A 22521-nucleotide genomic window follows, 5' to 3' on the forward strand; every position below is an offset into this window, starting at 1 on the left:
ACATGGATTTTGAACTGAGCGAAGAGCAACAGGCCTTTGCCGATTCGGTGGCGCGCTTCGCACGCGAGAAGCTGGCCGCGGGGGCGCTGCGGCGCGCGCATTCGCACGAGTGGGATTACGAGGCCGGCCAGCTGATCGCGGAGCAGGGCCTGCTGGGCATTGCGTTTGCGCAAGCCGATGGCGGCCAGGGCGGAACGCTGATGCACGCGGTGCTGGCGATCGAGCAGGTGGCGCTGGCGTGCCCGCGCAGCGCGGACATCGTGCAGGTCGGCAACTTCGGCCCGATCCGCACCTTCGTCGAGTATGCGACGCCCGAGCAGAAGGCGCGTTTCCTGCCAGGCCTGTTGTCCGGCCAGAAGCTGATCTGCCTGGGCATGAGCGAGCCCGAGGCCGGTTCGGCCGTCACCGAGTTGAAGACCACGGCGCGCCAGGAAGGCGACGAGTACGTGATCAATGGCTCCAAGGTGTTCTCCTCGCACGGCCTGGAAGCCGACCTGTTCCTGATCTACGTGCGGTTCGGCCCCGGCGTGGGCGGCATCGGCTCGGTGCTGCTGGAGCGCGGCATGCCGGGCTTCTCGATCGGGCAGCCGACCCGCTTCATGAACGGCGAGCAGTGGGGGCAGCTGTATTTCGACAACGTGCGCGTCCCGGCGAGGAATCTGCTGCTGGGGGCCGGCGGCTTCAAGAAGCAGATCTCCGGCTTCAACGTCGAGCGTCTGGGCAACGCGTCGCGCGCGCTGGCCTGCGGACGCTATTGCTTCAACCTGGCGCGCGAGCACGCGCTGCAGCGCAAGCAGTTCGGCCGCACGCTCGCCGAGTTCCAGGGCGTCCAGTGGAAGTTCGCCGAAATGGCGATGAAGCTGGAACAGGCGCAGCTGCTGCTGTACAAGGCGGCGATGGAAGGCGAGCACGGGCTGCCGTCGGCGCAGAGCACGGCGATGGCCAAGCTCGCGTGCAACCTCGCAGGCTGGGAAGTCTCCAATGAAGCCATGCAGGTCATGGGCGGCCTGGGCTTCACGCAGGACCTGCTGGTCGAATACTGCGTACGCCGCACGCGCGGCTGGATGATCGCAGGCGGCTCGATCGAGATCCTGAAGAACCGGATCGCGGAGGGTGTCTTCGGGCGCACCTTTTCGCAGCGTCCGGGGATGGCGGCGTGATGGCCGCCGGACGTGCGAGCGGGGCCGAGCTGGCGCGCGTGCTGCTGCGCCCGCGCAGCGTCGCGCTGGTGGGCGTTTCCGACGATGCGGCCAAGCCGGCGGCGCGTCCGCTGCGCTATCTGCGCCAGGCCGGGTTCGCGGGCGCCGTGTATCCGATCAACCCGCGGCGCGGGACGGTGCAGGGCGAGCGCGCGTGGCCCAGCCTCGCGGTGCTGCCCGAGGTGCCCGAACATGTGTTCGTGATGACTGCCACCGAGCACGTGCTGGACACGCTGCGCGAATGCGAGCGCCTGGGCGTCAAGGTCGCCACCGTGCTGGCCGGCGGCTTTTCCGAGGCGGGTCCGGAAGGTGTCGCGCGCGAGGAGGCGGTGCGCGCCTTTGCGCGTACCAGCAGCCTGCGGCTGGTCGGTCCGGCAAGCCTGGGCGTCGCGCATCCGGGCTCGGGCCTGCTGCTCACGGCCAACGCCGCATTCGCCGAGCGCGAGCTGCCGCCGGGCAAAGTGTTCGTCGCCTCGCACAGCGGCAGCATGCTCGGCGCGCTGCTGTCGCGCGGCAAGGCGCGCGGTGTCGGCTTCGCCGGCATGGTGTCGGTCGGCGTCGAGGCCGACCTGAGCCTGGGCGAGATCTGCAGCGCGACGCTGGACGACCCGGAGATCGACAGCTACCTGCTGTTCCTGGAAAGCCTGCGCCGCGGCGCTGACCTGCAGCGGTTCGCGCGAGAGGCGGCGCGCCGCGGCAAGCCGGTGATCGCGTACAAGCTGGGGCGCTCGCAGGCGGCCGCGGAGATGGCGACCACGCATACTGGCGCGCTCGCTGGCGAGGACGATGTGGCCGACGCGTTCCTGCGCGGCCTGGGCGTCGCGCGCGTGGGGGTGCTGGAGGCGCTGCTGGAAGCCCCGGCGCTCGCGCGCCGCATCCCGCTCGGCGCTACCGGCGCGGCGCGCCCGCCGCGCGTCGGCATCGTCACCACGACCGGGGGCGGTGCCGCGATGGTGGTCGACCAGCTCGGCATCCGCGGCATCGTCGTCGAGCCGCCCTCGCCAGCGACGCTGGCGCGCCTGGCGGCGGCCAACCTGCCGGCCACGCCGGGGCGCGTGCTGGACGTGACGCTGGCCGGTGCGAAGTACGAGATCATGAGGCAGTTGCTGGCGATTCTGCTGGACGCGCCGGAGTTCGACCTCGTCGTCACCGTCGTCGGCTCGTCGGCGCGCTTCCAGCCGGAGCTGGCGGTCAAGCCCGTCATCGACACCGCGTGCACGGCGACCAGGCCGCTGGCCGCGATGCTGGTGCCCGATGCGCCGCAGGCGCTCGCGGAACTCACCGCGCATGGCGTGCCGTGCTTCCGTTCGCCCGAGGCGTGCGCCGACGCGATCGCCGCGGTGCTGCAGCGGCGATCGCCGGCGGTGCCCGCCGCGGCCACGCAGCCAGCGCGCGATGAGGCTGCGTTCATCAGCGAGGCCGACGCCTACGGTCTGCTGGAAAAGCTCGATGTGCCGCATGCGCCGGTCGTGAAGATGCCGCTGGCCGAACCGCCGCGCGCGCTGCCGTTCGCATTCCCGGTCGTAGCGAAGGTCTGCGACGAGCGCATCCCCCACAAGACCGAGGTCGGCGGCGTGGTGCTGGACATCCGCGACGAGGACGGGCTGCACGCCGCGTTCGAGACGCTGCGTCGCAACCTCGCCGAGCGCGCGCCCGGCATCGAGTGCCGCGATGTGCTCGTGCAGACGATGCGCAGCGGGCTCATGGAGGCGCTGGTCGGCTATCGCGTCGATCCCGATGCCGGTCCGCTGGTGATGCTGGCCGCCGGCGGCGTGTGGACAGAGGTGGCGCGCGACCGCGCCCTGCGGCTCGCGCCGGTGACCGTCGAGGCGGCGCGTGAGATGATCGCGGAAGTGAAGGCGTTCCGGACCCTGGCGGGTCTGCGCGGACGACCGCGTGGCGATCTCGATGCGCTCGCGCGTGCCGTGTCGGCCTTGTCGCAACTGGCGCTGCAGCCGCAGCTGGGCGTCGTGGAGGCAGAAGTGAATCCGTTGATGGTGATGAAGGAAGGTGCGGGCGTGCTCGCGGTCGACGCGCTGGTTTTGCGGAGGCGGCCATGATGCCCGCCATCGTGAGTCCGCTGCTGGCGCGCACGCGCGCGCTGTTCGGCGGCGCGGTCACCGCACTCGCGCGCGAATGCGCCGAAGGCGACAAGCTCGATGCGCGCAAGCTGGACGCGCAGCAGTTCGCAAGTTACGAGATCGCGTGGGCCGCCGCGGACCTGCTGGCCGCCGAGACCCTCGCTGGAGCGCGGCTCAACGCCCTTGACGCGAAGCTGGCGGGAGTGTTCGTCGCCGAAGCGCTCGGCGCCGTGCTGCGCCGGCTGGAGCCACTGCTGCTCGACCTGCGCCTGGACCTGCAGCTGGGCGAGCTGCACGCGCTGGCCGCGAGCGGCGAGCTCGCGCAGTTCCGGCGCGAGGCGGCGAGCGCCGCGGTGCAGGCGCAGGCCGGCGCGGCGGTCGCCGCCGGCGATGGCGAACTCGGCGACGTGCCGCTCGATGCCGGGATCGTCATGGCGCGCGACGGCTTCCGCCGCTTCGCCGCAGAGGCGGTGGCGCCGCTCGCAGAGCGCATCCACCGTGAGGACCAGATCGTCCCCGAGTCGCTGCTGCAGCCGCTGCGCGAGATGGGCGTGTTCGGCCTGTCGATCCCGGAGGCCTACGGCGGTACCGCGCCTGGCAGCCATGACGACACGCAGATGATGGTGGCCGTCACCGAGGCGCTGTCGGAAGGCTCGCTCGGCGCGGCCGGAAGCCTCATCACGCGGCCCGAGATCCTGGCGCGGGCGCTGCTGGCTGGCGGCACCGAGGCGCAGAAGCGGCGCTGGCTGCCGGCGCTCGCCGTGGGCGAGCCGCTGTGCGCGATCGCGATGACCGAGCCGGACTTCGGCTCGGACGTCGCGGGCCTGCAGCTGAAGGCGACGCGCGCCGAAGGCGGCTGGCTGCTGAATGGCGCGAAGACCTGGTGCACCTTCGCCGGCAAGGCCGGCGTGCTGATGGTCGTCGCGCGCACCGATCCGGACAAAGCGGCGGGCCACCGCGGTTTGAGCCTGCTGCTGGTCGAGAAGCCCGCGTTCGAGGGCCATGAGTTCGCCGTGGCGCAGGAGGGCGGCGGCACGCTGCACGGCCGCGCGATCCCGACCATTGGCTACCGCGGCATGCATTCGTTCGACCTCGTGTTCGAGAACTTCTTCGTGCCGGACGAGAACCTGGTCGGCGGGGACGCGGGCCTGGGCAAGGGGTTTTACTTCACGATGACCGGCATGATGGGCGGCCGCATGCAGACGGCCGGCCGTGCACTGGGCGTGATGCGGGCCGCGGTGCGCGCGGCGATCCGCTACGCCGGCGACCGCCAGGTGTTCGGCGCGCCGCTCGTCTCGTACCAGCTCACTCAGGTGAAGATCGCGGCCATGGCGGCGCGCTTCGTCGCCTGCCGCTGGCTCGCCTACGACGTTGCGCGCCTGCTCGATGCGGGCGGCGGCCGCATGGAGGCGAGCCTGGTGAAGCTGCTGGCGTGCCGCTCGGCGGAGCTGGTCACGCGCGAGGCGTTGCAGATCCACGGCGGCATGGGCTATGCGGAGGAAACGGCCGTGAGCCGCTACTTCGTCGACGCGCGCGTTCTGTCGATCTTCGAGGGCGCCGAGGAGACGCTGGCGCTGAAGGTGATCGCGCGCAGCCTGCTGGAGCAGGCGCTGGAGAAGCGCTGAAGAATGGGGTCCATACCGAACGAGTCCCGTGCGCTTCGCGCGCACCGCGCCGAAGGCCGGACCCTCCCACCCGACCGCCCGGCAGAGGCGTTCTGCCGGGACCTGGCGTAACGCATTGACGAAAGGCAGTTCCGTGACCTACCCCTTCCTCGACAACCTACGCGTCATCGAAAGCTCCGCGTTCATCGCCGCGCCGCTGGCCGGCCTCACGCTGTCGCAGTACGGCGCCGAAGTGATCCGCGTGGACATGATCGGCGGCGGGATCGACTACGGCCGCATGCCGCGCATGCCGCAGGCCGATGGGCGCGGCCGCAGCTTGTACTGGACCGCGCTGAACAAGGGCAAGCGCTCGATCGCGATCGACCTGCGCCGGCCGCAAGGGCGCGAGCTGGTGCAGGCGCTCGCGACCGCGCCAGGGCCGCGCGGCGGCGTGCTGCTGACCAACATCGGCACGCCCTGGCTTGCGCACGAAGTGCTCGCGGCGAAGCGCGCCGACGTCATCACGTGCACGATCGAAGGCAACAGCGACGGATCGACAGCGCTCGATTACACCGTCAATTGCGCGACCGGCTATCCGGCGGTCACCGGCGGCGGCTCGGTGCAGCACCCCGTCAATCACGTGCTGCCCGCCTGGGACATGGCCTGCGCGTACCAAGCGGCGTTCGCGATCGTCGCCGCCGTCAGCCGCCGCGCAACGTGCGGCGAAGGCGCACAGCTGCGCATCGCGCTGTCGGACGTCGCGTTCACGGCCCTGTCGCACCTCGGCGTCATGGGCGAGGCCGAGTTGCTGCACCAGGACCGGCCCTCGATCGGTAACGATCTGTACGGCGCGTTCGGCCGCGATTTCGGCACCAGCGACGGTGGCCGCATCATGGTGGCGGCGATCTCGATCAACCAGTGGGATGCGCTGGTGCAGGCGTGCGGCATCGCCGACGCGATCGCGGCGCTCGAGCAGCGCCTGGGCCTTGAATTCCGCGACGAGGCGCAGCGCTTCGAGGCGCGCGCCGAGATCGCCGCGCTGGTCGAACCGTGGTTCACGGCGCGCACGCGCGCGCAGGCGGAAGCCGAGCTCACGCGCCACAAGGTCTGCTGGGGCCGCTACAACACGGTCACCGAACTGCTCGCCGCCGATGCGCGCGCGAGCGTCGCCAATCCGGTGTTCGAGCGCATCGACACGCCGGGCATCGGCACGCACCTGGCCGCCGGTGCAGTCGTCCGCGCAGCCGGCCTCCCGCGCCAGCCGACGTCCCCGGCGCCGCTGCTGGGGACGGATACCGACCAGGTGCTGCACGAAGTGCTGGGCCTCGATTCCGGCGTGATCGGCCGCCTGCACGACGCCGGCATCGTGGCAGGCCCCGAGCGCGATCCTTCGCGGGTGTGAGATGGGTGCTTGCGGTATGGAATCCGGACGCCGGGACAGCGCTGGACCGGGCCGGCCAGGCGCCGCATGAGGTGGTGGCTCGGGGCCCCGGACAGTCATGCCAGCGTCACACACCAAGCCTATAGTGGCACGCAGGTCTTGACCGGACGTGAGCCCCAAGTGTGGCACGGCATCGCAGTCCATGAGCCTGCGCATTGGGCCGGGCTTCCTCTGCAATGCCGGGCCCTTGGGGGGCTGTGGGGGCGTTAATGGACAGGCGCCACCGGGTGCCGGCTGCGTTTACGATGGGCGCTTTCATTGACCTTCCACAGAAAGCTGCCGCACATGCTCATGGGCCTTGCCGCCAACCGCCTGCACCACCAGTCAGAAGATGCCGCGCTGTTCGCTTTCCTGCGCGCCTGCGAGGCGGGCATTCGTGAACTCCGGCTCGGCCTGCACGCCGTGGGCCGCACGCACGACGCGATCGCCGCGGCGGGCATGCTGCGCGGCTACGCGCCGCTGGTGCGCTACCCCTACGGGCGTGAGGGTGGGCTGATGAAGCTCGTGGCCGAGGTGGTGGGCATGCCGGAGCCGGGGCGCACGCTCGACGGCGCCATCTACCTCATCGACCCGGTGGACCCCTCGTCCATCTTCCCCGAGGCGCTCGCGCTCAAGCGCCAGTGCGTGATCCATGGCAAGCCGTTCCTGTCCACCGTGGCCAGTGCGCGCGACTGGGTGGAGATGGAGCGCATCCACTCGGGCCTGCCGCCCGACCGCCATGCCGACCGCTTCCATGACTACGAAGCGCAGACGCTGGCGCTGATCGCGCACGACGCGATGAAGGGCGCCATGCTGGATTTCGCCGCGCGCAACTTCGACCTGCTCTCGCGCTTCGGCTGTCGCGTGGGCACGGGCACCACGGGCCAGCGCCTCAACGAGATGGCCTGGAGCCGCGGCTGGCCCGCCGGCGAGCCCTGGGTGCAGCGCTTCAACAGCGGCCCGCTGGGCGGCGATGCGCAGATCGCCGACCTGGTGCTGGAGCGCCGCTGCCGCCGCGCCATCTTCTTCGAGGATCCGCACGTCGCGCGCCAGCACGAGGCCGACATCCAGCTGCTGGAGCGCGCCGTGACCACCGCCACGCACGACGCGGTGTGCACTACCTCGCCAGTGGTGGCGCAGCGCTGGTGCGACGCCGCTCGTTTGCGTGGTTCGCGCGCCGGGCGCTGATGCGGCGCGCGCTCATCGCCGCCTGGCTGGCCCTGGCGGCACTGCCAGCGCTGGCGCTGCCCACGTTCGACGAGGTGCGCGCGGACTTCCGTCCGTCCGAGACGCTGGTGCTCTCGCGCGAGGGCGAGGTGATCCAGCGCCTGCGCACCGACGCCACGGTGCGCCGCGGCCAGTGGCTGCCGCTGGCCGACGTGTCCCCCGCGCTGCGCACGGCGCTGGTGCTCAGCGAGGACAAGCGCTTCTACGAGCACAGCGGCGTGGACTGGGCCGCCGTCTCCGCCGCCGCCTGGGCCAACCTGTGGAACCAGCGCACGCGCGGCGCCTCCACCATCACCATGCAGCTGGCGGGCCTGCTCGATGGCGACTGGCGCCAGGGCCCCGGCGGGCGCACGGTTACGCAGAAGCTTGGCCAGGCCGTGGCCGCGCAGGTGCTCGACCGGCGCTGGCGTAAGGACCAGATCCTGGAGGCGTACCTGAACCTCGTGCCGTTTCGCGGTGAGATCGTGGGCATCGATGCGCTCGCGCGCACGCTGTTCGGCAAGGCCGCGCACGGGCTCGACGAGCGCGAGGCTGCGGTGGCCGCCGTGCTGGTGCGCGCGCCCAATGCCGCGCCCGCGCGGGTCGCCCGGCGCGCCTGCGGCGTGCTGCGCGAGATGCGCAGGCAGGCCCATTGCGATGCGCTCGATCTGTTCACCGCCGCCGCCCTGCAGCGCCGCGCGTTCGATGCCAGCGAGGGCATCGCGCCGCACTTCGCGCGCCAGTTGCTGCGCAGGGTGCCGCCCGGCGAGCGCGTGCGCTCCACGGTCAGCGCGCCGCTGCAGCGCGTGGCGGTGGAAACGCTCACGCGCCACCTGCGCGAGCTGCGCGGGCGCAACGTGGAGGATGGCGCGCTGGTGGTGCTGGACAACGCCACGGGCGAGGTGCTGGCCTGGGTGGGTTCGTCCGGCCCCCTGAGCCAGGCCGCCGAGGTGGATGGCGTGCTGGCCGCGCGCCAGCCCGGCTCCACGCTCAAGCCCTTCCTGTACGCGCAGGCCATCGGGCAGCGGCGGCTCACCGCGGCATCGCTGCTGCACGACTCGCCCGCGCAGATCCCCACCGCCGGCGGCCTGTACATACCGCAGAACTACGACCGGCAGTTCAAGGGCTGGGTGTCGGTGCGCCAGGCGCTGGCGGCCTCGCTCAACGTGCCGGCGGTGCGCACGCTGGTCATGGTCACGCCCGATGCGTTCTTCGCGCAACTGCGCGCGCTGGGGTTGCCGCTCGCCGAATCGGGCGGCTACTACGGCTACAGCCTCGCGCTGGGCAGCAGCGAGGTGCCCCTTTTGCACCTCACGAACGCCTACCGCGCGCTCGCCAACGGCGGGCGGGCCAGCCCCGTGGCCTTCGCCGCCACGCCGCGCCCGGCGTTCACGCAGGCGCTGGACGCGGGGGCTGCCTTCATCGTGGGCGACATCCTGTCGGACGCGAACGCCCGCGCGCCCACCTTTGGCACCGACAGCGTGCTCGCTACGCGCTTCTGGACGGCCGTGAAGACCGGCACCAGCAAGGACATGCGCGACAACTGGGCCGTGGGCTGGTCGCGGCGCTACACCGTGGGCGTATGGGTGGGCAACGCCGGCGGCGCGGCCATGCACGACGTGAGCGGCACCAGCGGCGCCGCGCCCATCTGGGCCGACGTGATGGGCTGGCTGCACCGCGGCACGCCCAGCCGCGCGCCCCGGCCGCCCGAAGGCGTGGCGCGGCAGGCGGTGCGCTACGGGCCCGCGCCCGACGGCGGCCGGCTGGAAAGCGCGCGCGACGAATGGTTCCTGCGCGGCACGCAGCAGGCGCTGTTTGCTATTGATAAAATAGCTGAAAGCGATTACCAGGAAAGCGCTGAGGGTCAAAAAGACTTGAAACCTACGGCACGCATCCTCGCGCCCGCGCCGGGCACCATCGTCGCGCTGGACCCCGACATACCGCCCGCGCACCAGCGCCTGCGCTTCGAGGCCGACAGCGCCGCCGTGCTCTGGCGCATCGACGGCAAGCCGGCCGGGCAGGGCGCGCAGTGGGCGTGGCTGCCCTGGCCCGGCCGCCACTGCGTGGAGCTGCTGGACGCGCGCGGCAGGGTGCTGGACCAGATCCCGATCGAGGTGCGCGGCGCGGGCGTGCGCGCCCGGGAATAGCGTGGCCGCTACACTGTTTCCTTTTGTTTCGAAAGACCGCGGCGTGCCGATTCACCCACTCTTCATGCGTGCCCTGGCGGCGCTGTGCGCGCTGTGGCTGGCCGCGGGCGCGGCGCGCGCGCAGGAGATCGTCACCGACGAAAAGTCGCAGGCCGTGGCCAAGACGGTGCTGGGCATCCTGGGCTACACGCGCTGGCCCTCCGCGCCGCAGACGGTGCGCCTGTGCGTCGTCGGCCCCACCGAATACGCGGACGAGCTGCTCAAGGGCGGCCTGCTGCCCGGCGACCGCCGCGTGCAGGTGCGCCGCATGCGGCTGGACGACTCCGAGCTGCTGTCGCAGTGCGACGGCGTCTACGCCGGCATGCTGGACGACGCCGCGTGGCGCCAGCTGCGCGCGCGGCTCGAATCGCAGCCGCTCCTGTCCATCAGCGAGCGGCAGGAGCTGTGCCTGATCGGCTGCATGTTCTGCCTGGACGTGCGCGAGGGCGGCGTGGCCTTCGAGACCAACCTCGACTCCGTGGCGCGCAGCGGCGTGCGCGTGAACCCGCGCGTGCTGCAGTTGGCGCGGCGCAAGGGCGGCGCCTGATGGATCAGCGGAGCAGGGCGGTGGGAAGGTCCTCCTCTTTGCGCGGCGTGGTGCGCCGCGCGCACCTGGGCATGGCGCTGATGGCGATGGCGCTGGCGGGGTCGCTGCTGCTGCTTGCGGGGCTGGTGGCGCTGCGCGTGCACCTGGAAAACAACCTGCAGCTGATGGCGCGCTCCGTCGCCTACACGGTCGAGGCGGCGGTGGTTTTCAAGGACGCGGAGGAGGCTGGCCAGGCCCTGGCGCGCATGCTCGCGCGCGAGGGCGTGGCCCGTGCCGTGGTGCGCGACGCCGAGGGCGCCGTGTTCGCGCAGTGGCAGGGCGCCGCGCCCGGTCTGCGCGCGCGCACGGGGCAGGCGCTGGCGCGGCTGGCGCTGCTGGCCCCGGCGGTGGCGCACATCCGGTATGAAGGCGCGCCCATGGGCACGGTGGAGCTGCGCGGCGACGGCCAGGCGCTGCTGAACTTCGTGCTCACCGGTCTGGTGGCGCTACTCGCCTGCACGGCCGTCAGCGGCGCGGTGGGCCTGCTGCTCGCGCGGCGCATGCTGCGCGACATGGTCACGCCGCTGCAGGCGCTGGCGCAGGTGGCGCGCGCGGTGCGGCGCGAGCGCGCCACCGGCCTGCGCGTGCCGCCGGCGCGGCTGGCCGAGCTGCGCGAGCTGGGCGACGACTTCAACGCCCTGCTGGGCGAGCTGGAGGACCGCGAGGCGCTGCTGCAGCAGAAGAACGCCGAGCTGCAGCAGCGCGCGTTGCACGACAGCCTGACCGGCCTGCCCAACCGCGCCAGCTTCGAGCAGCACCTGCAGGCGGCCATCGCGCGGGCGCGCGGCGCCGGCCAGGCCATGGCGCTGCTGTTCATCGACTGCGACCGCTTCAAGCAGGTCAACGACACCCACGGCCATGCTGCGGGCGACGCGCTGCTGATCGAGGTGGCGCGCCGCTTGCAGGCGCAGGTGCGCGCGGGCGACGTGGCCGCGCGCCTGGGCGGCGACGAGTTCGCGGTGGTCATGGCGCCTCCGGCCACGCAGGCCGACGCGCAGGCCCTGGCTGGCCGCGTGGCGGCCGCCATGCGCGAGCCGCTGGTGCTGGAGAGCGGCGGCGTGCTGCGGCCGCAGATGAGCGCGGGCGTGGCCGTGTTCCCGCAGCAGGGCGGCGACATGGAGTCGCTGCTGCACAGCGCCGACGCCGCCATGTACGAAGTGAAAGCCCGCCGGGGCCGGCGGACGACGGACGTGTACGAGAGAGCACAGAGATGATGACGATGCCAATCCCTTCCCGTTTTTTCCTGCGCCTGCTGTGGCTGTGCTTCGCCGCGCTGGCCCTGGGCGCATGCCAGAGCCCGCCGCCCGCGGCTGCCGACGCGCAGGCCGCGCGCCGCGCCCAGGTGCTGCGCGAGCAGGGCTTCGTGCAGACCGGCGACGGCTGGGAGCTGCAGATGTCCGGCAAGCTGCTGTTCGACTTCAACTCCGACGCCATGACCGGCGAGCGCCGCGAGATGCTGGTGCGCATGGGCCATGCGCTGGTCGGCGTGGGCGTGCGCGCGCTGCGCGTGGAAGGGCATGCCGACGACCAGGGCTCGCCCGACTACAACGAACGTCTGTCGCTGCGCCGCGCGCAGGCGGTGGCCCAGGTGCTGGCCGAGGCGGGCATCCCGCGCGAGCGCATCGACATCCGCGGCTACGGCGCGAGCCGCCCGCTGGTCATCGGCACCAGCGAGGCCGCGCGCCAGGAAAACCGGCGCGTGGCGCTGATCGTCCCCGTTCAGTAAAAAAAATTCACGGGCCGCGCAAAAGCCTTCAAGCCGGCCGAAGGCGCCTGGCACTACGATGCACGGCTTGTCGAAAACACCGGGGGACAGCCGTGGCCGATCTTTCCAAAATCACCTGTATCGAAGACCTGCGCGTGGTCGCTGAGTGCCGCGTGCCGCGCATGTTCTACGACTATTGCGACTCGGGCTCATGGACCGAGGGCACCTACCGCGCCAACGAGGCGGACTTCCACGGCATCAAGCTGCGCCAACGCGTGGCCGTGAACATGGAGGGTCGCAGCACCGCCACCACCATGGTGGGGCAGCAGGTCAAGATGCCCGTGTGCATCGCGCCCGTGGGCCTGACCGGCATGCAGCATGCCGACGGCGAGATCCACGCCGCGCGCGCGGCCGAGAAGTTCGGCATTCCGTTCACGCTCTCGACCATGAGCATCTGCTCCATCGAGGACATCGCCGAGAACACCAGCGCGCCGTTCTGGTTCCAGCTGTACATGATGCGCGACCGCGAGGCCATGGCGCGCATGATCGGGCGCGCCCGGGACGCCAAGTGCAGCGCCCTGGTGCTCACGCTCGACCTGCAGGTGATAGGCCAGCGCCACAAGGACATCAAGAACGGCCTGACCGCGCCGCCCCGGCCCACGCTGGCCAACATCGTCAACCTCATGACCAAGCCGCGCTGGTGTCTGGGTATGGCTGGCACGAAGCGCCGCACCTTCCGCAACCTCGTGGGCCATGTGAAGGGCGTGTCCGACATGAACTCGCTGGCCGCCTGGACCAACGAGCAGTTCGACCCGCGCCTGTCCTGGGAGGACGTGCGCTGGGTCAAGCAGCAGTGGGGCGGCAAGCTCATCCTCAAGGGCATCATGGAAGTGGAGGACGCGGTGCTGGCCGTGCAGAACGGCGCCGATGCCATCGTGGTCAGCAACCATGGGGGGCGCCAGCTCGACGGCGCCCCATCCTCCATCCGCGCGCTGCCGGCCATCGTCGATGCCGTGGGCGACAGGATCGAGGTGTGGATGGACGGCGGCATCCGCAGCGGCCAGGACGTGCTCAAGGCCTGGGCCCTGGGCGCGCGCGGCACCATGATCGGCCGCGCCATGGTCTACGGCCTGGGCGCCTTCGGCGAGGCCGGCGTGACCAAGGCGCTGCAAATCATCCACAAGGAGCTGGACGTGAGCATGGCCTTTTGCGGCCACACCAACCTCCAGAACGTGGACCGCTCCATCCTCGTCCCCGGCACCTACCCCACGGCGCCGCAGGCCTGAGCCTGCTTGCGTTTCGATAGCTGTCAGCGCTTGCCTGATAAGCGCTGGAGGCCTTTTTGACTGAAATGTCGCATGGGCCATCGCCATGCGCACGGGCGGCCCTCGCCAATGGCTGCGGCCCGGCGCCGGCGGCGCTGGCTATGCTGCGGGGCCGCTGCCATGTCGCCCTTTCATGTCCCTTCCCCCTGATACGCTCGCCTGGCTCTGGGTGCCGGTGGTGCTGTTCGCCGCCTTCGCACAGACCCTGCGCAACACCGCCCAGCGCACGCTGACCCAGGAGCTGGGCACGCTGCCCGCCACGCTGGTGCGCTTTCTCTATGGCCTGCCGTTTGCCGCCGCCTGGCTGGCGCTGCTGTACTGGTGGCCCGCGCAGGCGCCGGCCTGGCCGCGCTTCACGGCCGCCTACCTGGGTTGGATCGCCCTGGGCGCGTTCTTCCAGATCGCGGGCACGGCGTTCCTGCTGCTGGCCATGGCCGGGCGCAACTTCGCCGTGGCCGTCACCCTGACCAAGACCGAGGTGCTGCAGGTGGCGCTGTTCGCCAGCATCTTCCTGCACGAGCTGCCCACGCCGCTGGCGCTGCTGGCCATGGCGGTGGCCACGCTGGGCGTGCTGCTGCTGTCGCTGCCGCCGCGCGGGCAGCTGTGGTCGCCGTCGGCTTGGCTGAGCCGCCCGGCGCTGTATGGCCTGGCCTGCGGCGGCAGCTTCGCCATTGCCAGCGTGGGCTTTCGCGGCGGCGCGCTGGCCCTGGGGGCCGAGACGCCGTGGCTCTCGGGCGCCTGGGGCGTGCTGATCGCGCAGGCGCTGCAGACGCTGGGCCTGGGCGCCTGGGTGGCGTTCACGTCCGAAAAGGGCTTGGCGCCGCTGTGGCCCGCCTGGCGCCTGTCGCTGCTGGCCGGCAGCATGGGCGCGGCCGCGTCGCTGGCCTGGTTCACCGCCTATGCCATGCAGGGCGCGGGGCCGGTGCGCACCCTGGGCATGGTGGAGGTGGTGTTCAGCTACCTGGTGTCGCGCCGCCTGCTCAGCGAATCCTTCACCCGGCCCGAGAAGGCCGGCATGGCGCTGATGCTGGCGGGGCTGGTGCTCATTTGCCTGCAGGGTGTCTGAGCGGCATGCGGTTCAGCCCACCAGTTCCGGCTGCGCGGCGGCCGCTGGCGCCGTGGCTGTGCGCTGCGCCGGGGCCAGGAATTCCCGGGCTTCCTGGAGGCTGAGCCTGGCGCTGCCCAGCAGGGCGGCCTCGCGTGGGTGCGTCAGGGTGCTGGGGGCCGCCATGGGGTCTGCGGCAAGCAGGTGGGTACGCAGCACGGCGTCGGCCAGCAGCAGCCGCCGGCCGTCCACGCCGGGCTGCGTGGCCTCCCAGGCCAGCAGGACGGCGGCGGCGGCGTAGTACACGGCGGAGGCCGCGCGGCGGGTTTCGTTCTCGAACTCGGGGCGGGTGGCCACGGTTTCGGCCAGGGCGATGGCCTGGTCCAGCGCATGGCCCAACTGGCGCGCCATGTCCGGCGCGCTGTGCTGCACGCCATGCAGTTTCTCGCGCAGCACGGCCTGCAGGGCCAGGTGGGCGCGGTCCTTGCGCACGGCGCGGCCGATGGCGTCCAGCGCGTTGATGTTGCTCGTGCCTTCCCACAGGACGCCGATGTGCGCGTCCCGCACCAGGCGCGCGTTCACGAAGTCCTCGATGTAGCCGTTGCCGCCGCGCACTTCCATGGCGCCCGTGGCCACGGTGATGTTGTCCCGGCAGGTGCGCAGCTTGAGCAGCGGCGTGAGCAGCCGCAGCGCGGCCGCGGCCTGCTTGTCGCCCGCGTAGCCCTTGGCCATCATGTCCGCGGTGGCCAGCGTCACGGACAGGGCGGCTTCGGTGGGCACCATGATCTTCAGCAGCTGGCGCTGCATCAGCGGGTAGTCCATCACCCGCTGGCCGAAGGCGTGGCGGTTGCTCGCGGCCTGCAGGGCCTCGTTGAGGCAGCGGCGCATCATGGCGGCGGCGCGCACCGCGTGCGACAGCCGCGAGAGGTTGACCTGCTCCATCATCTGCTTCAAGCCCCGGGTGGGGTCGCCCACCAGGTAGGCGAAGGCGCCTTCGATGCGCAGCTCGCCGCTGGCCATGCTGCGGGTGCCGAGCTTGTCCTTGAGCCGCACGATGCGGTAGCTGTTGCGGCTGCCGTCCTCGCGCTGGCGCGGCATGGCGAACAGGGCCAGGCCGCGCGTGCCGGCGGGGGCGTTTTCGGGGCGCGCCAGGATGAGCGCCACATCCGCGTCCACGTGCGAGGAGAACCATTTCTCGCCAAACAGATGCCACTGGCCGTCGATCAGCCGGGCGGTGGTCTCCACCTGGCCGACGTCGGAGCCGCCGGCCTTCTCGGTCATGAACTGGGTGCCCTTCCACAGGTCTTCCAGCTTCTCGGCCAGCATGCGCGGCAGCAGGCGCGCCTTGAGCTCCTCGCTGCCGAACTTGCGTATCAGGTGGATGGAGGTGTCGGTGACGCTGATCGGGCACATCTGCCCGAACTCGGACTGCACGAACAGGTACTGGAACGCGTACTTGGTGACGGGCGACAGGGTGCCGGGATAGCCCATGGCGCCGGGCCGGTGCGTCATGGCGTGGAACTGGAACTGCTCGAACGCGATGTGCTCCATCTCCTGGTAGGCGGGGTGGTACTCCACCCAGTCCTCGTCCTCGCCCCAGCGCGAGCGCGCATGCAGCACCGGGCCGTGCTTGTCGGCCACGGTGGCCAGCTCGTTCAGGCGCCCGCCCGCCAGCTGGCCCAGGCGCTTGAGGTGCGGCAGGAAGTACTGCAGCTCGGCCTGCGGCACGTACAGCGGCAGCAGCTGCTGCAGGCCGGGGTCGATCTCGAAGAAATCCAGGCCGGCGCAGTCGGACGCCAGCTTGTCCGAGCTTTGCCGGGACGTGGCTGGCCGCGGCTTGGCGAAGGCGCTGTAGCGGGGCAGGAAGGTCATGGCGGAATCTCCTTGTGATAGAGGGTGGACAGGGCTTCAGATGACCCCGGACGCGCGCAGCGCGGCCTGCTGCTGCGGGGTCAGGCCAAGGCGCTCGCGCAGCACGGCGTCGGTGTGCTGGCCCAGGGTGGGCGGGCCGGCGGGGTAATCCAGGGGCGTGGCGGAAAAACGCAGCGGGCTGGCAATGGCGCGGAAGGTGGCGCCGTCGTGCAGCGTGATCGGGGTCTCGATGCCGCGCGCCCGCACCTGCGGGTCGGCCAACGCCTGCTCGAAGTCGTTGATGGGCGCGCAGGGCACGCCGGCCGCGTCCAGCCGGGCCAGCCATTCGGCGCTGGCCTGGCCGGCCATGGCGCGGCAGAGCTCGGGCAGCAGCGCGTCGCGGTTCTGCAGCCGCCCCGAGACCTTGGCAAAGCGCGCGTCCGCGCCCAGGTCGGGGCGGCCGATGGCCTGGCAGTAGGCGGCGAACAGCGCGTCGTTGCCCACGGCCACCACGATCTGCCCGTCCCGCGTGTCGAACACCTGGTAGGGCACGGCGTTGGAATGGGCGTTGCCGTAGCGGCGCGGCAGCTTGCCGGAGGCCATGTAGTTCACCGCCTGGTTGCTGTTGAAGGCCATGGCGCAGTCCAGCAGCGCCATGTCCAGGTGCTGGCCCTGGCCGCTGCCCTCGCGCCACAGCAGCGCCGCCAGCACCGCCACGGTGGCGTACATGCCGGTGGTGATGTCGGCCACGGCGATGCCCACCTTCTGCGGGCCGCCGCCGGGCAGGTCGTCGCGCTCGCCGGTGATGCTCATGAGCCCGCTCATGGCCTGGAACACGAAGTCGTAGCCCGGCTTGTGGCTGTACGGGCCGGTGTGCCCGAAGCCGGTGACGGAGCAGTACACCAGGCCCGGGTGGATGGCCTTGAGATCGTCGTACCCCAGGCCGTAGCGCGCCAGGGTGCCGGCCTTGTAGTTCTCCACCAGCACGTCGCATTGCCGCACCAGGTCCTTGACCAGCGCCTGGCCCTGCGCGGTGGTGAAGTCGATGGTGACCGATTTCTTGCCGCGGTTGGCGGAGCCGAAATAGGCCGAATCGCGCCGTTCGCTGTCCGCGGCGGCCGGCATCCAGGGCGGGCCCCAGCCGCGGGTCTCGTCGCCCAGGCGGGGACGCTCCACCTTGATGACTTCGGCGCCCAGGTCGGCCAGGTTCTGCGTGCACCAGGGGCCGGCCAGCACCCGGGTCATGTCCAGCACGCGGTACTTTTGCAGTGGTTTGTCGCTCATGGTATGGGTGGTTCGCTGCGGGGGCCGCCGTCATTCGGCCTTGATGCGGGCTTCCTCGATCACGGCCTTGTACTTGGCGCTCTCGTCCTTCAGGTAGGCGGCGAAGTCGCCCAGGTAGTAGCCCACGGGCTCGGCGCCGCTGCTGACCAATTGCTTCTGCACCTCGGGGGCGGCCATGATCTTCTTGATCTCTTCGGCCAGCCTGGCGAGCACCGGCTGCGGCACCCCGGCGGGCGCCACGAAGCCCACCCAGGCCTGCATCTCCATGCCAGGGTAGCCCACCTCGGCCACGGTGGGCACGTCGGGCAGGGCGTCGGAGCGCTTGCTGCCCATCACCGCCACGGCCTTGAGCTGGCCGCCCTTGATCAGCGGCGCGCCGGTGAAGGCGGGCTCGAACGTCATCGACACCTCGCCCGTGATGGTGGCCGCCTTGGCCGGTGCGCTGCCCTTGTAGGGCACGTGCAGCACGTCGATGCCGGCGCGCGTGCGCAGTAGCTCGCCGGCCAGGTGGGCGCTCGATCCATTGCCGTACGAGGCATAGCTCAGGCTGCCTGGCTTGCCCTTGGCCAGCTGCACCAGTTCGGCCAGGGTGCTGGCGGGCACCTTGGGGTTGAGCACGATGACGCTGGGTGCCATCGCCACCAGCGCGATGGGGTTGAAGCTCTTGACCGCGTCGTAGCGCAGGTTCTTGTACAGCCAGGGGTTGGCGGACAGCGTGGCGTTTGTGGCCGCGAGTAGGGTGTAGCCGTCGGGCCTGGAGCCGGCCACGAAGTCGGCCCCGGTGATGGTGGAGGCGCCGGGCTTGTTCTCCACCACCACCGGCTGGCCCAGGCTGTCGCCGAGCCTTTGCCCCACGATGCGCGCCACCACGTCCGTCATACCGCCCGCCGCGTACGGCACCACGAGGCGTATCGGCTGTCGCGGGTAATCCTGGGCCCAGGCGGCGGTGGCGAGCGGGGCGGTCAGGGCTGCGCCCAGCAGCATTTGCTTGATGTCCATGTCTTGTCTCCTGATGGTGTGTGTGTGTGTGGATCTTGCGTCCGGAGTTGATTCTTCTTGACGTGATCCATACCGTCCAATACATTTTTTCTTGTTATTTATCTAATTCGTATATCAATAAGCCGGGGCGGGACAAGCATGGAACTGAGACAGCTGCGCTACTTCGTGGCCGTGGCCGAGGAGCTGCACTTCGGTAAGGCCGCGCAGCGGCTGGCCATCTCGCAGCCGCCGCTGAGCTTCAACATCGCCCGGCTGGAGGAATCGCTGGGCTACGCCTTGCTGCGCCGCAGCACCCGCGCGGTGGAGCTGACGGCGGCTGGCAAGGTCTTCTACCGCGAGGCCTGCCGCATCCTCAGCCTTGCCGACCAGGCCCAGGCATTGGGTGGCCGCGCCGCGCGGGGCGAGGCAGGCAGCCTGCGCATCGGGTTCGTGGGGGCGGCGCTGCTCACGCCCATGGCCTCGGTGCTGCGGCGGTTCGATCTGGAGCGTCCGGGCCTGCTCATGACGGTGCACGAGCTCAACAGCTTCGAGCAGATCGACGCATTGCAGCGCGAGCAGATAGATTTCGGCATCCTGCACCCGCGCTCCATTCCTGAGGGCCTGCATGCCCAGGTGCTGTACCGCGAGCCCTTCGTCTGCGCCCTGCCGGCCTCCCATCCGCTGGCGGGCAGGAAGGAGATCCGCCTGCGGGCATTGAAGGACGAATCCTTCGTGCTCTTTCCGCGCCATTTCTCGCCCGAGTACCACGACCGCATCATCGCCATGTGCGTGGCGGCGGGGTTCACGCCGCAGGTGCGCTACGAGGTGCGCGCCAACGCCACGGTAGCGTCGCTGGTGGCGGCGGGTTTTGGCGTGGCCATCGTGCCCCGGTCCGTTGGCCGCGTGGCGATCGATGGCCTGCAGTTCCGCCCCCTGGCCGGCACCCGCGTCGATTCGGAGCTCATAGGGGCCTGGCGCGGGGAGGACCACGAAAGCCTGATCCGCCCCTTGCTGGCGGAAATGGCGCTGCAATTGAAAGAAGGCGCATCATGATGCGCCTTTCCATAGCTCCCGGTTGCGTACTACGTGCCAGATTCCTTGTTCCCGAAGCCCCATGATCCCGCGGCCATGATTGCCCAGCCCCGCCGCATCGCCCACCTCGACATGGATGCGTTCTACGCGTCCGTCGAACTGCTTCGCTACCCCCAGCTCACCGGCCTGCCCGTGGTCATAGGCGGCGGGCGCCGGCAGCACGACGACGCACTGGCCGCCGCCTATGCGGGGCGCCTGGCCGAGATTCCACCGGCTGCGTTCCCGCGCCTGAAGGACTACGTGGGCCGCGGCGTGATCACCACCGCCACCTATGCCGCGCGGCAGTTCGGCGTGGGCTCCGCCATGGGGCTGATGAAGGCCGCGCGCCTGTGCCCCGAGGCCATCCTGCTGCCGGTGGACTTTGCCGAATACCGGCGCTATTCGCGGCGCTTCAAGGAGGTCATCCTGTCCATCGCCCCGGTGATGGAGGACCGGGGCGTGGACGAGGTCTACATCGACTTCACGCAGGTACCCGGCGGCCAGCGCGAGGGCGGGCGGGTGCTGGCGCGGCTGATCCAGAAAAGCATCCACGATGCCACGGGCCTGACCTGCTCCATCGGCGTGGCGCCCAACAAGCTCATCGCCAAGATGGCCAGCGAGTTCGACAAGCCCAATGGCATCTCCATCGTGCAGCCCGGGGACCTGCAGGCGCGCATCTGGCCGCTGGCCTGCCGCAAGATCAACGGCATAGGCCCCAAGACCAACGACAGGCTGCAGGCGCACGGCATCCATACCATCGGCGACCTGGCCGCGCGCCCGCGCGACTGGCTGGTGGCGCACTTCGGCAAGGCCAGCGGCGCCTGGCTGCACGACGCAGCCTGGGGCCGCGACGAGCGCCCTGTGGTGACCGAGAGCGAGCCGGTGAGCATGAGCCGCGAGACCACCTTCGAGCGCGACCTGCACGCGGTGAGCGACAAGGCGCTGCTCGGGGAGATCTTCACCACCCTGTGCCAGCAGGTGGCGCAGGATCTGGCCGCCAAGGGCTACAAGGGGCGCACCATAGGCATCAAGCTGCGCTATGCCGACTTCCAGACCGCCACGCGCGACCAGACCATAGACCAGCCCACGCGGGACGCGGCCACGATACGCCGCGCGGCCGGCCAGTGCCTGAAGCGCGTGCCGCTGACCAAGCGCCTGCGCCTCCTGGGCGTGCGCGTGGGCAAGCTGCAGCCGGACGACGGCGGCGCGCAGGCGGGCGAGGGGGAGACGGAAGAGCCCCTGTTGCTTTGACGCCCGTTCTTGCGTTGACTTGAGTCAAAAACAACAGAAACGCCTGTAATAATTCATTACGGCTTCCTATACTGGATTCATCCTATCAATCGGCACGCTCCGCTGGTGACCGTTCAGTTGCGGGGCTGTGCCGCCCTCTGCCGTCCTCTGCCGCCATTGCCATGCGCATCAACGATCCGGTGACCGACAACGAATACGATTTCCCGGCAGAAGAGCTGCTGATGTCCACCACCGACAAGCGTGGACTCATGACCCATTGCAATGCGGCGTTCGCCAGGGTCAGCGGCTACGACATCGACGAGCTGCTGGGGCAGCCGCACAACTTGGTCCGCCACCCCGATATGCCGCCCGAGGCTTACAAGGATCTGTGGGCCACGATCGGCCATGGGCGGCCCTGGAGCGGCCTGGTGAAGAACCGGCGCAAGAACGGCGACTGCTACTGGGTACGCGCCAACGTCACGCCCATCATGGTGGACGGCAAGCCCCAGGGCTACATGTCGGTGCGCGAGAAGCCCACGCGCGAAGAGGTGCGCGCTGCCGAGGCGCTGTACGCCCGCATCCGCAGCGAGCGCGAGGCCGGGCGCCCCACCTTCGTGCTGCATGGCGGCCAGATCCGGCCCCTGGGCTGGCGCAACCAACTGGGCAAGCTGCAGCGCGCCGGCTTCACCCTGCGCCTGGCGGCCCTGCTGGTGCCGCTGCTGGCCGTGGCGCTGGCGCCCGCCCTGCTGGGCTGGGGCGGCATGCAGGCGGCGGTCGTACAGGCCGTGCTGCTGCTGGCCATGGCGGGAGGCATTCTCTGGTGCTTCCATCGGCGCATCACCACCGCCATCGGCGATGCCCAGCGCCTGGCCCGCGACCTGGCCTGCTGCAATCTGCACACCCCCAGCGTCCAGGTCGCTGGCCGCCATCCGCTGGGGCTGCTGCTGGAGAGCCTGCACCAGATCCAGATCAACCTGCGCGCCGTGGTCGGCGATGCGCGCAGCGAGATCGCCCAGTTCGGCTCCATCTCCTCGGAGATCGCCACCGGCGCGCAGAACCTGTCGGCGCGCTCCGAAGCGCAGGCCAGCAACCTGGAGGAAACGGCGGCCGCGATGGAGGAACTGGCCAGCACGGTGCGCCAGTCGTCCGAGTCGGCACGGCAGGTGCTGGAGCGCAGCGCCCACAGCGCCCAGCTGGCGCAGCGCGGCGGCCAGGCCATGACCGAGGTGGGCGACGTGGTTCAGGCGATGGAGCAGTCCTCGCGCCAGATGGGGCAGATCATCGCCACCATCGAAAGCATCGCGTTCCAGACCAACATCCTGGCGCTCAATGCCGCCGTCGAGGCCGCGCGCGCCGGCGAGCAGGGCCGGGGCTTTGCCGTTGTCGCGGGCGAGGTGCGCGCGCTGGCGCAGCGCAGCGCCCAGGCGGCGGGCGAGATCCGGGGGCTGATCGGCCAATCCAACGCCAGCATCACGCGCTGCGTGCAGCAGATGCACGGGGCCGGCCAGACCATCGTGCAGGTGGTGGAGTCGGTCGGCCACGTGAGCCAGCTGATGGAGCAGATGGAGGCGACCACGCGCGAGCAGGCCACGGGCATAGGCCAGGTCAACGACGCCGTCGTGGACCTGGACCGCATGACCCAGCAGAACGTCGCGCTGGTCGAGCAGTCGGCCGCGTCGGCGCGAGCGATGAGCGGCAACGCGGGCATCCTGGGCCGCACGCTGGACGTCTTCCAGATGCGCTGACAGGG

General features: G+C 70.7%; 17 protein-coding genes. 14 read left to right on the forward strand and 3 right to left on the reverse strand.

The annotated features are described in order from the left end of the window. Window positions 1-2: 2 nt before the first annotated feature. From ALIDE2_RS06140 to ALIDE2_RS06190, 11 genes are all read left to right on the forward strand, one after another. A complete protein-coding gene (locus tag ALIDE2_RS06140; protein ID WP_013520019.1) occupies window positions 3-1160 on the forward strand; it encodes an acyl-CoA dehydrogenase family protein in 1158 nt (385 codons plus the stop codon). Further along, complete coding sequence (locus tag ALIDE2_RS06145; protein WP_013721640.1) at window positions 1160-3259, forward strand: acetate--CoA ligase family protein; 2100 nt, start codon at window positions 1160-1162, stop codon at window positions 3257-3259. The genes ALIDE2_RS06140 and ALIDE2_RS06145 overlap by 1 nt, the downstream gene beginning before the upstream one ends. Continuing rightward, window positions 3256-4905, forward strand: a complete 1650-nt coding sequence (locus tag ALIDE2_RS06150) for an acyl-CoA dehydrogenase family protein (protein ID WP_013721641.1) — start codon at window positions 3256-3258, stop codon at window positions 4903-4905. Before ALIDE2_RS06145 ends, ALIDE2_RS06150 begins: the two co-directional genes overlap by 4 nt. 133 nt (window positions 4906-5038) lie before the next feature. Next, window positions 5039-6286 carry a CoA transferase gene (locus ALIDE2_RS06155; RefSeq protein WP_013520016.1) on the forward strand — a complete coding sequence of 416 codons (1248 nt, stop codon included), beginning with the start codon at window positions 5039-5041 and terminating at the stop codon, window positions 6284-6286. A 324-nt stretch (window positions 6287-6610) separates the two neighbouring features. Then, entirely contained in the window at window positions 6611-7492 is an 882-nt protein-coding gene (locus ALIDE2_RS06160; protein WP_013520015.1) for a methylglyoxal synthase, read from the forward strand. Then, a complete protein-coding gene (pbpC, locus tag ALIDE2_RS06165) occupies window positions 7492-9657 on the forward strand; it encodes a penicillin-binding protein 1C (RefSeq protein WP_013721642.1) in 2166 nt (721 codons plus the stop codon). The genes ALIDE2_RS06160 and pbpC overlap by 1 nt, the downstream gene beginning before the upstream one ends. Window positions 9658-9721: 64 nt before the next feature. Then, entirely contained in the window at window positions 9722-10243 is a 522-nt protein-coding gene (gene yfiR, locus ALIDE2_RS06170; RefSeq protein WP_013520013.1) for a regulatory sequestration protein YfiR, read from the forward strand. A gap of 20 nt (window positions 10244-10263) precedes the next feature. Then, window positions 10264-11496, forward strand: coding sequence for a diguanylate cyclase DgcN/YfiN (gene dgcN / locus ALIDE2_RS06175; protein ID WP_013721643.1), 1233 nt, complete (start codon window positions 10264-10266; stop codon window positions 11494-11496). Window positions 11497-11501: 5 nt separating this feature from the next. Then, window positions 11502-12008 carry an outer membrane lipoprotein YfiB gene (gene yfiB / locus ALIDE2_RS06180; RefSeq protein ID WP_238530107.1) on the forward strand — a complete coding sequence of 169 codons (507 nt, stop codon included), beginning with the start codon at window positions 11502-11504 and terminating at the stop codon, window positions 12006-12008. A gap of 92 nt (window positions 12009-12100) precedes the next feature. Then, the gene (locus ALIDE2_RS06185; protein ID WP_013520010.1) at window positions 12101-13273 is read left to right on the forward strand and encodes an alpha-hydroxy acid oxidase; all 1173 of its coding nucleotides are present in this window, start codon (window positions 12101-12103) and stop codon (window positions 13271-13273) included. A 172-nt stretch (window positions 13274-13445) separates the two neighbouring features. Beyond that, window positions 13446-14378 carry a DMT family transporter gene (locus tag ALIDE2_RS06190; protein ID WP_013520009.1) on the forward strand — a complete coding sequence of 311 codons (933 nt, stop codon included), beginning with the start codon at window positions 13446-13448 and terminating at the stop codon, window positions 14376-14378. 12 nt (window positions 14379-14390) lie between these two features. Here the strand turns inward: ALIDE2_RS06190 and ALIDE2_RS06195 are convergent, their stop codons facing one another. Genes ALIDE2_RS06195 through ALIDE2_RS06205 form a run of 3 tightly spaced genes read right to left on the reverse strand, consistent with a single transcriptional unit; the run spans window position 14391 to window position 18491 of the window. Then, window positions 14391-16229, reverse strand: a complete 1839-nt coding sequence (locus ALIDE2_RS06195; protein WP_013721644.1) for an acyl-CoA dehydrogenase family protein — start codon at window positions 16227-16229, stop codon at window positions 14391-14393. Window positions 16230-16265: 36 nt separating this feature from the next. Beyond that, complete coding sequence (locus ALIDE2_RS06200) at window positions 16266-17492, reverse strand: CaiB/BaiF CoA transferase family protein (protein ID WP_013520007.1); 1227 nt, start codon at window positions 17490-17492, stop codon at window positions 16266-16268. Window positions 17493-17522: 30 nt separating this feature from the next. Further along, a complete protein-coding gene (locus tag ALIDE2_RS06205) occupies window positions 17523-18491 on the reverse strand; it encodes a tripartite tricarboxylate transporter substrate binding protein (protein WP_013721645.1) in 969 nt (322 codons plus the stop codon). 138 nt (window positions 18492-18629) lie between these two features. Here ALIDE2_RS06205 and ALIDE2_RS06210 point away from each other — a divergent pair, with 138 nt between their 5' ends. The 3 genes from ALIDE2_RS06210 (at window position 18630) to ALIDE2_RS06220 (ending at window position 22516) form a co-directional block, all read left to right on the forward strand. Next, window positions 18630-19523 (forward strand): LysR family transcriptional regulator, encoded by an 894-nt coding sequence (locus tag ALIDE2_RS06210; protein ID WP_013520005.1) that lies wholly within the window; start codon window positions 18630-18632, stop codon window positions 19521-19523. A 75-nt stretch (window positions 19524-19598) separates the two neighbouring features. After that, a complete protein-coding gene (dinB, locus tag ALIDE2_RS06215; RefSeq protein WP_013520004.1) occupies window positions 19599-20792 on the forward strand; it encodes a DNA polymerase IV in 1194 nt (397 codons plus the stop codon). 161 nt (window positions 20793-20953) lie between these two features. After that, the gene (locus ALIDE2_RS06220) at window positions 20954-22516 is read left to right on the forward strand and encodes a methyl-accepting chemotaxis protein (protein WP_013520003.1); all 1563 of its coding nucleotides are present in this window, start codon (window positions 20954-20956) and stop codon (window positions 22514-22516) included. Window positions 22517-22521 lie beyond the last annotated feature (5 nt).

This window comes from Alicycliphilus denitrificans K601 (genome assembly GCF_000204645.1).
Lineage (GTDB): Bacteria > Pseudomonadota > Gammaproteobacteria > Burkholderiales > Burkholderiaceae_C > Alicycliphilus > Alicycliphilus denitrificans.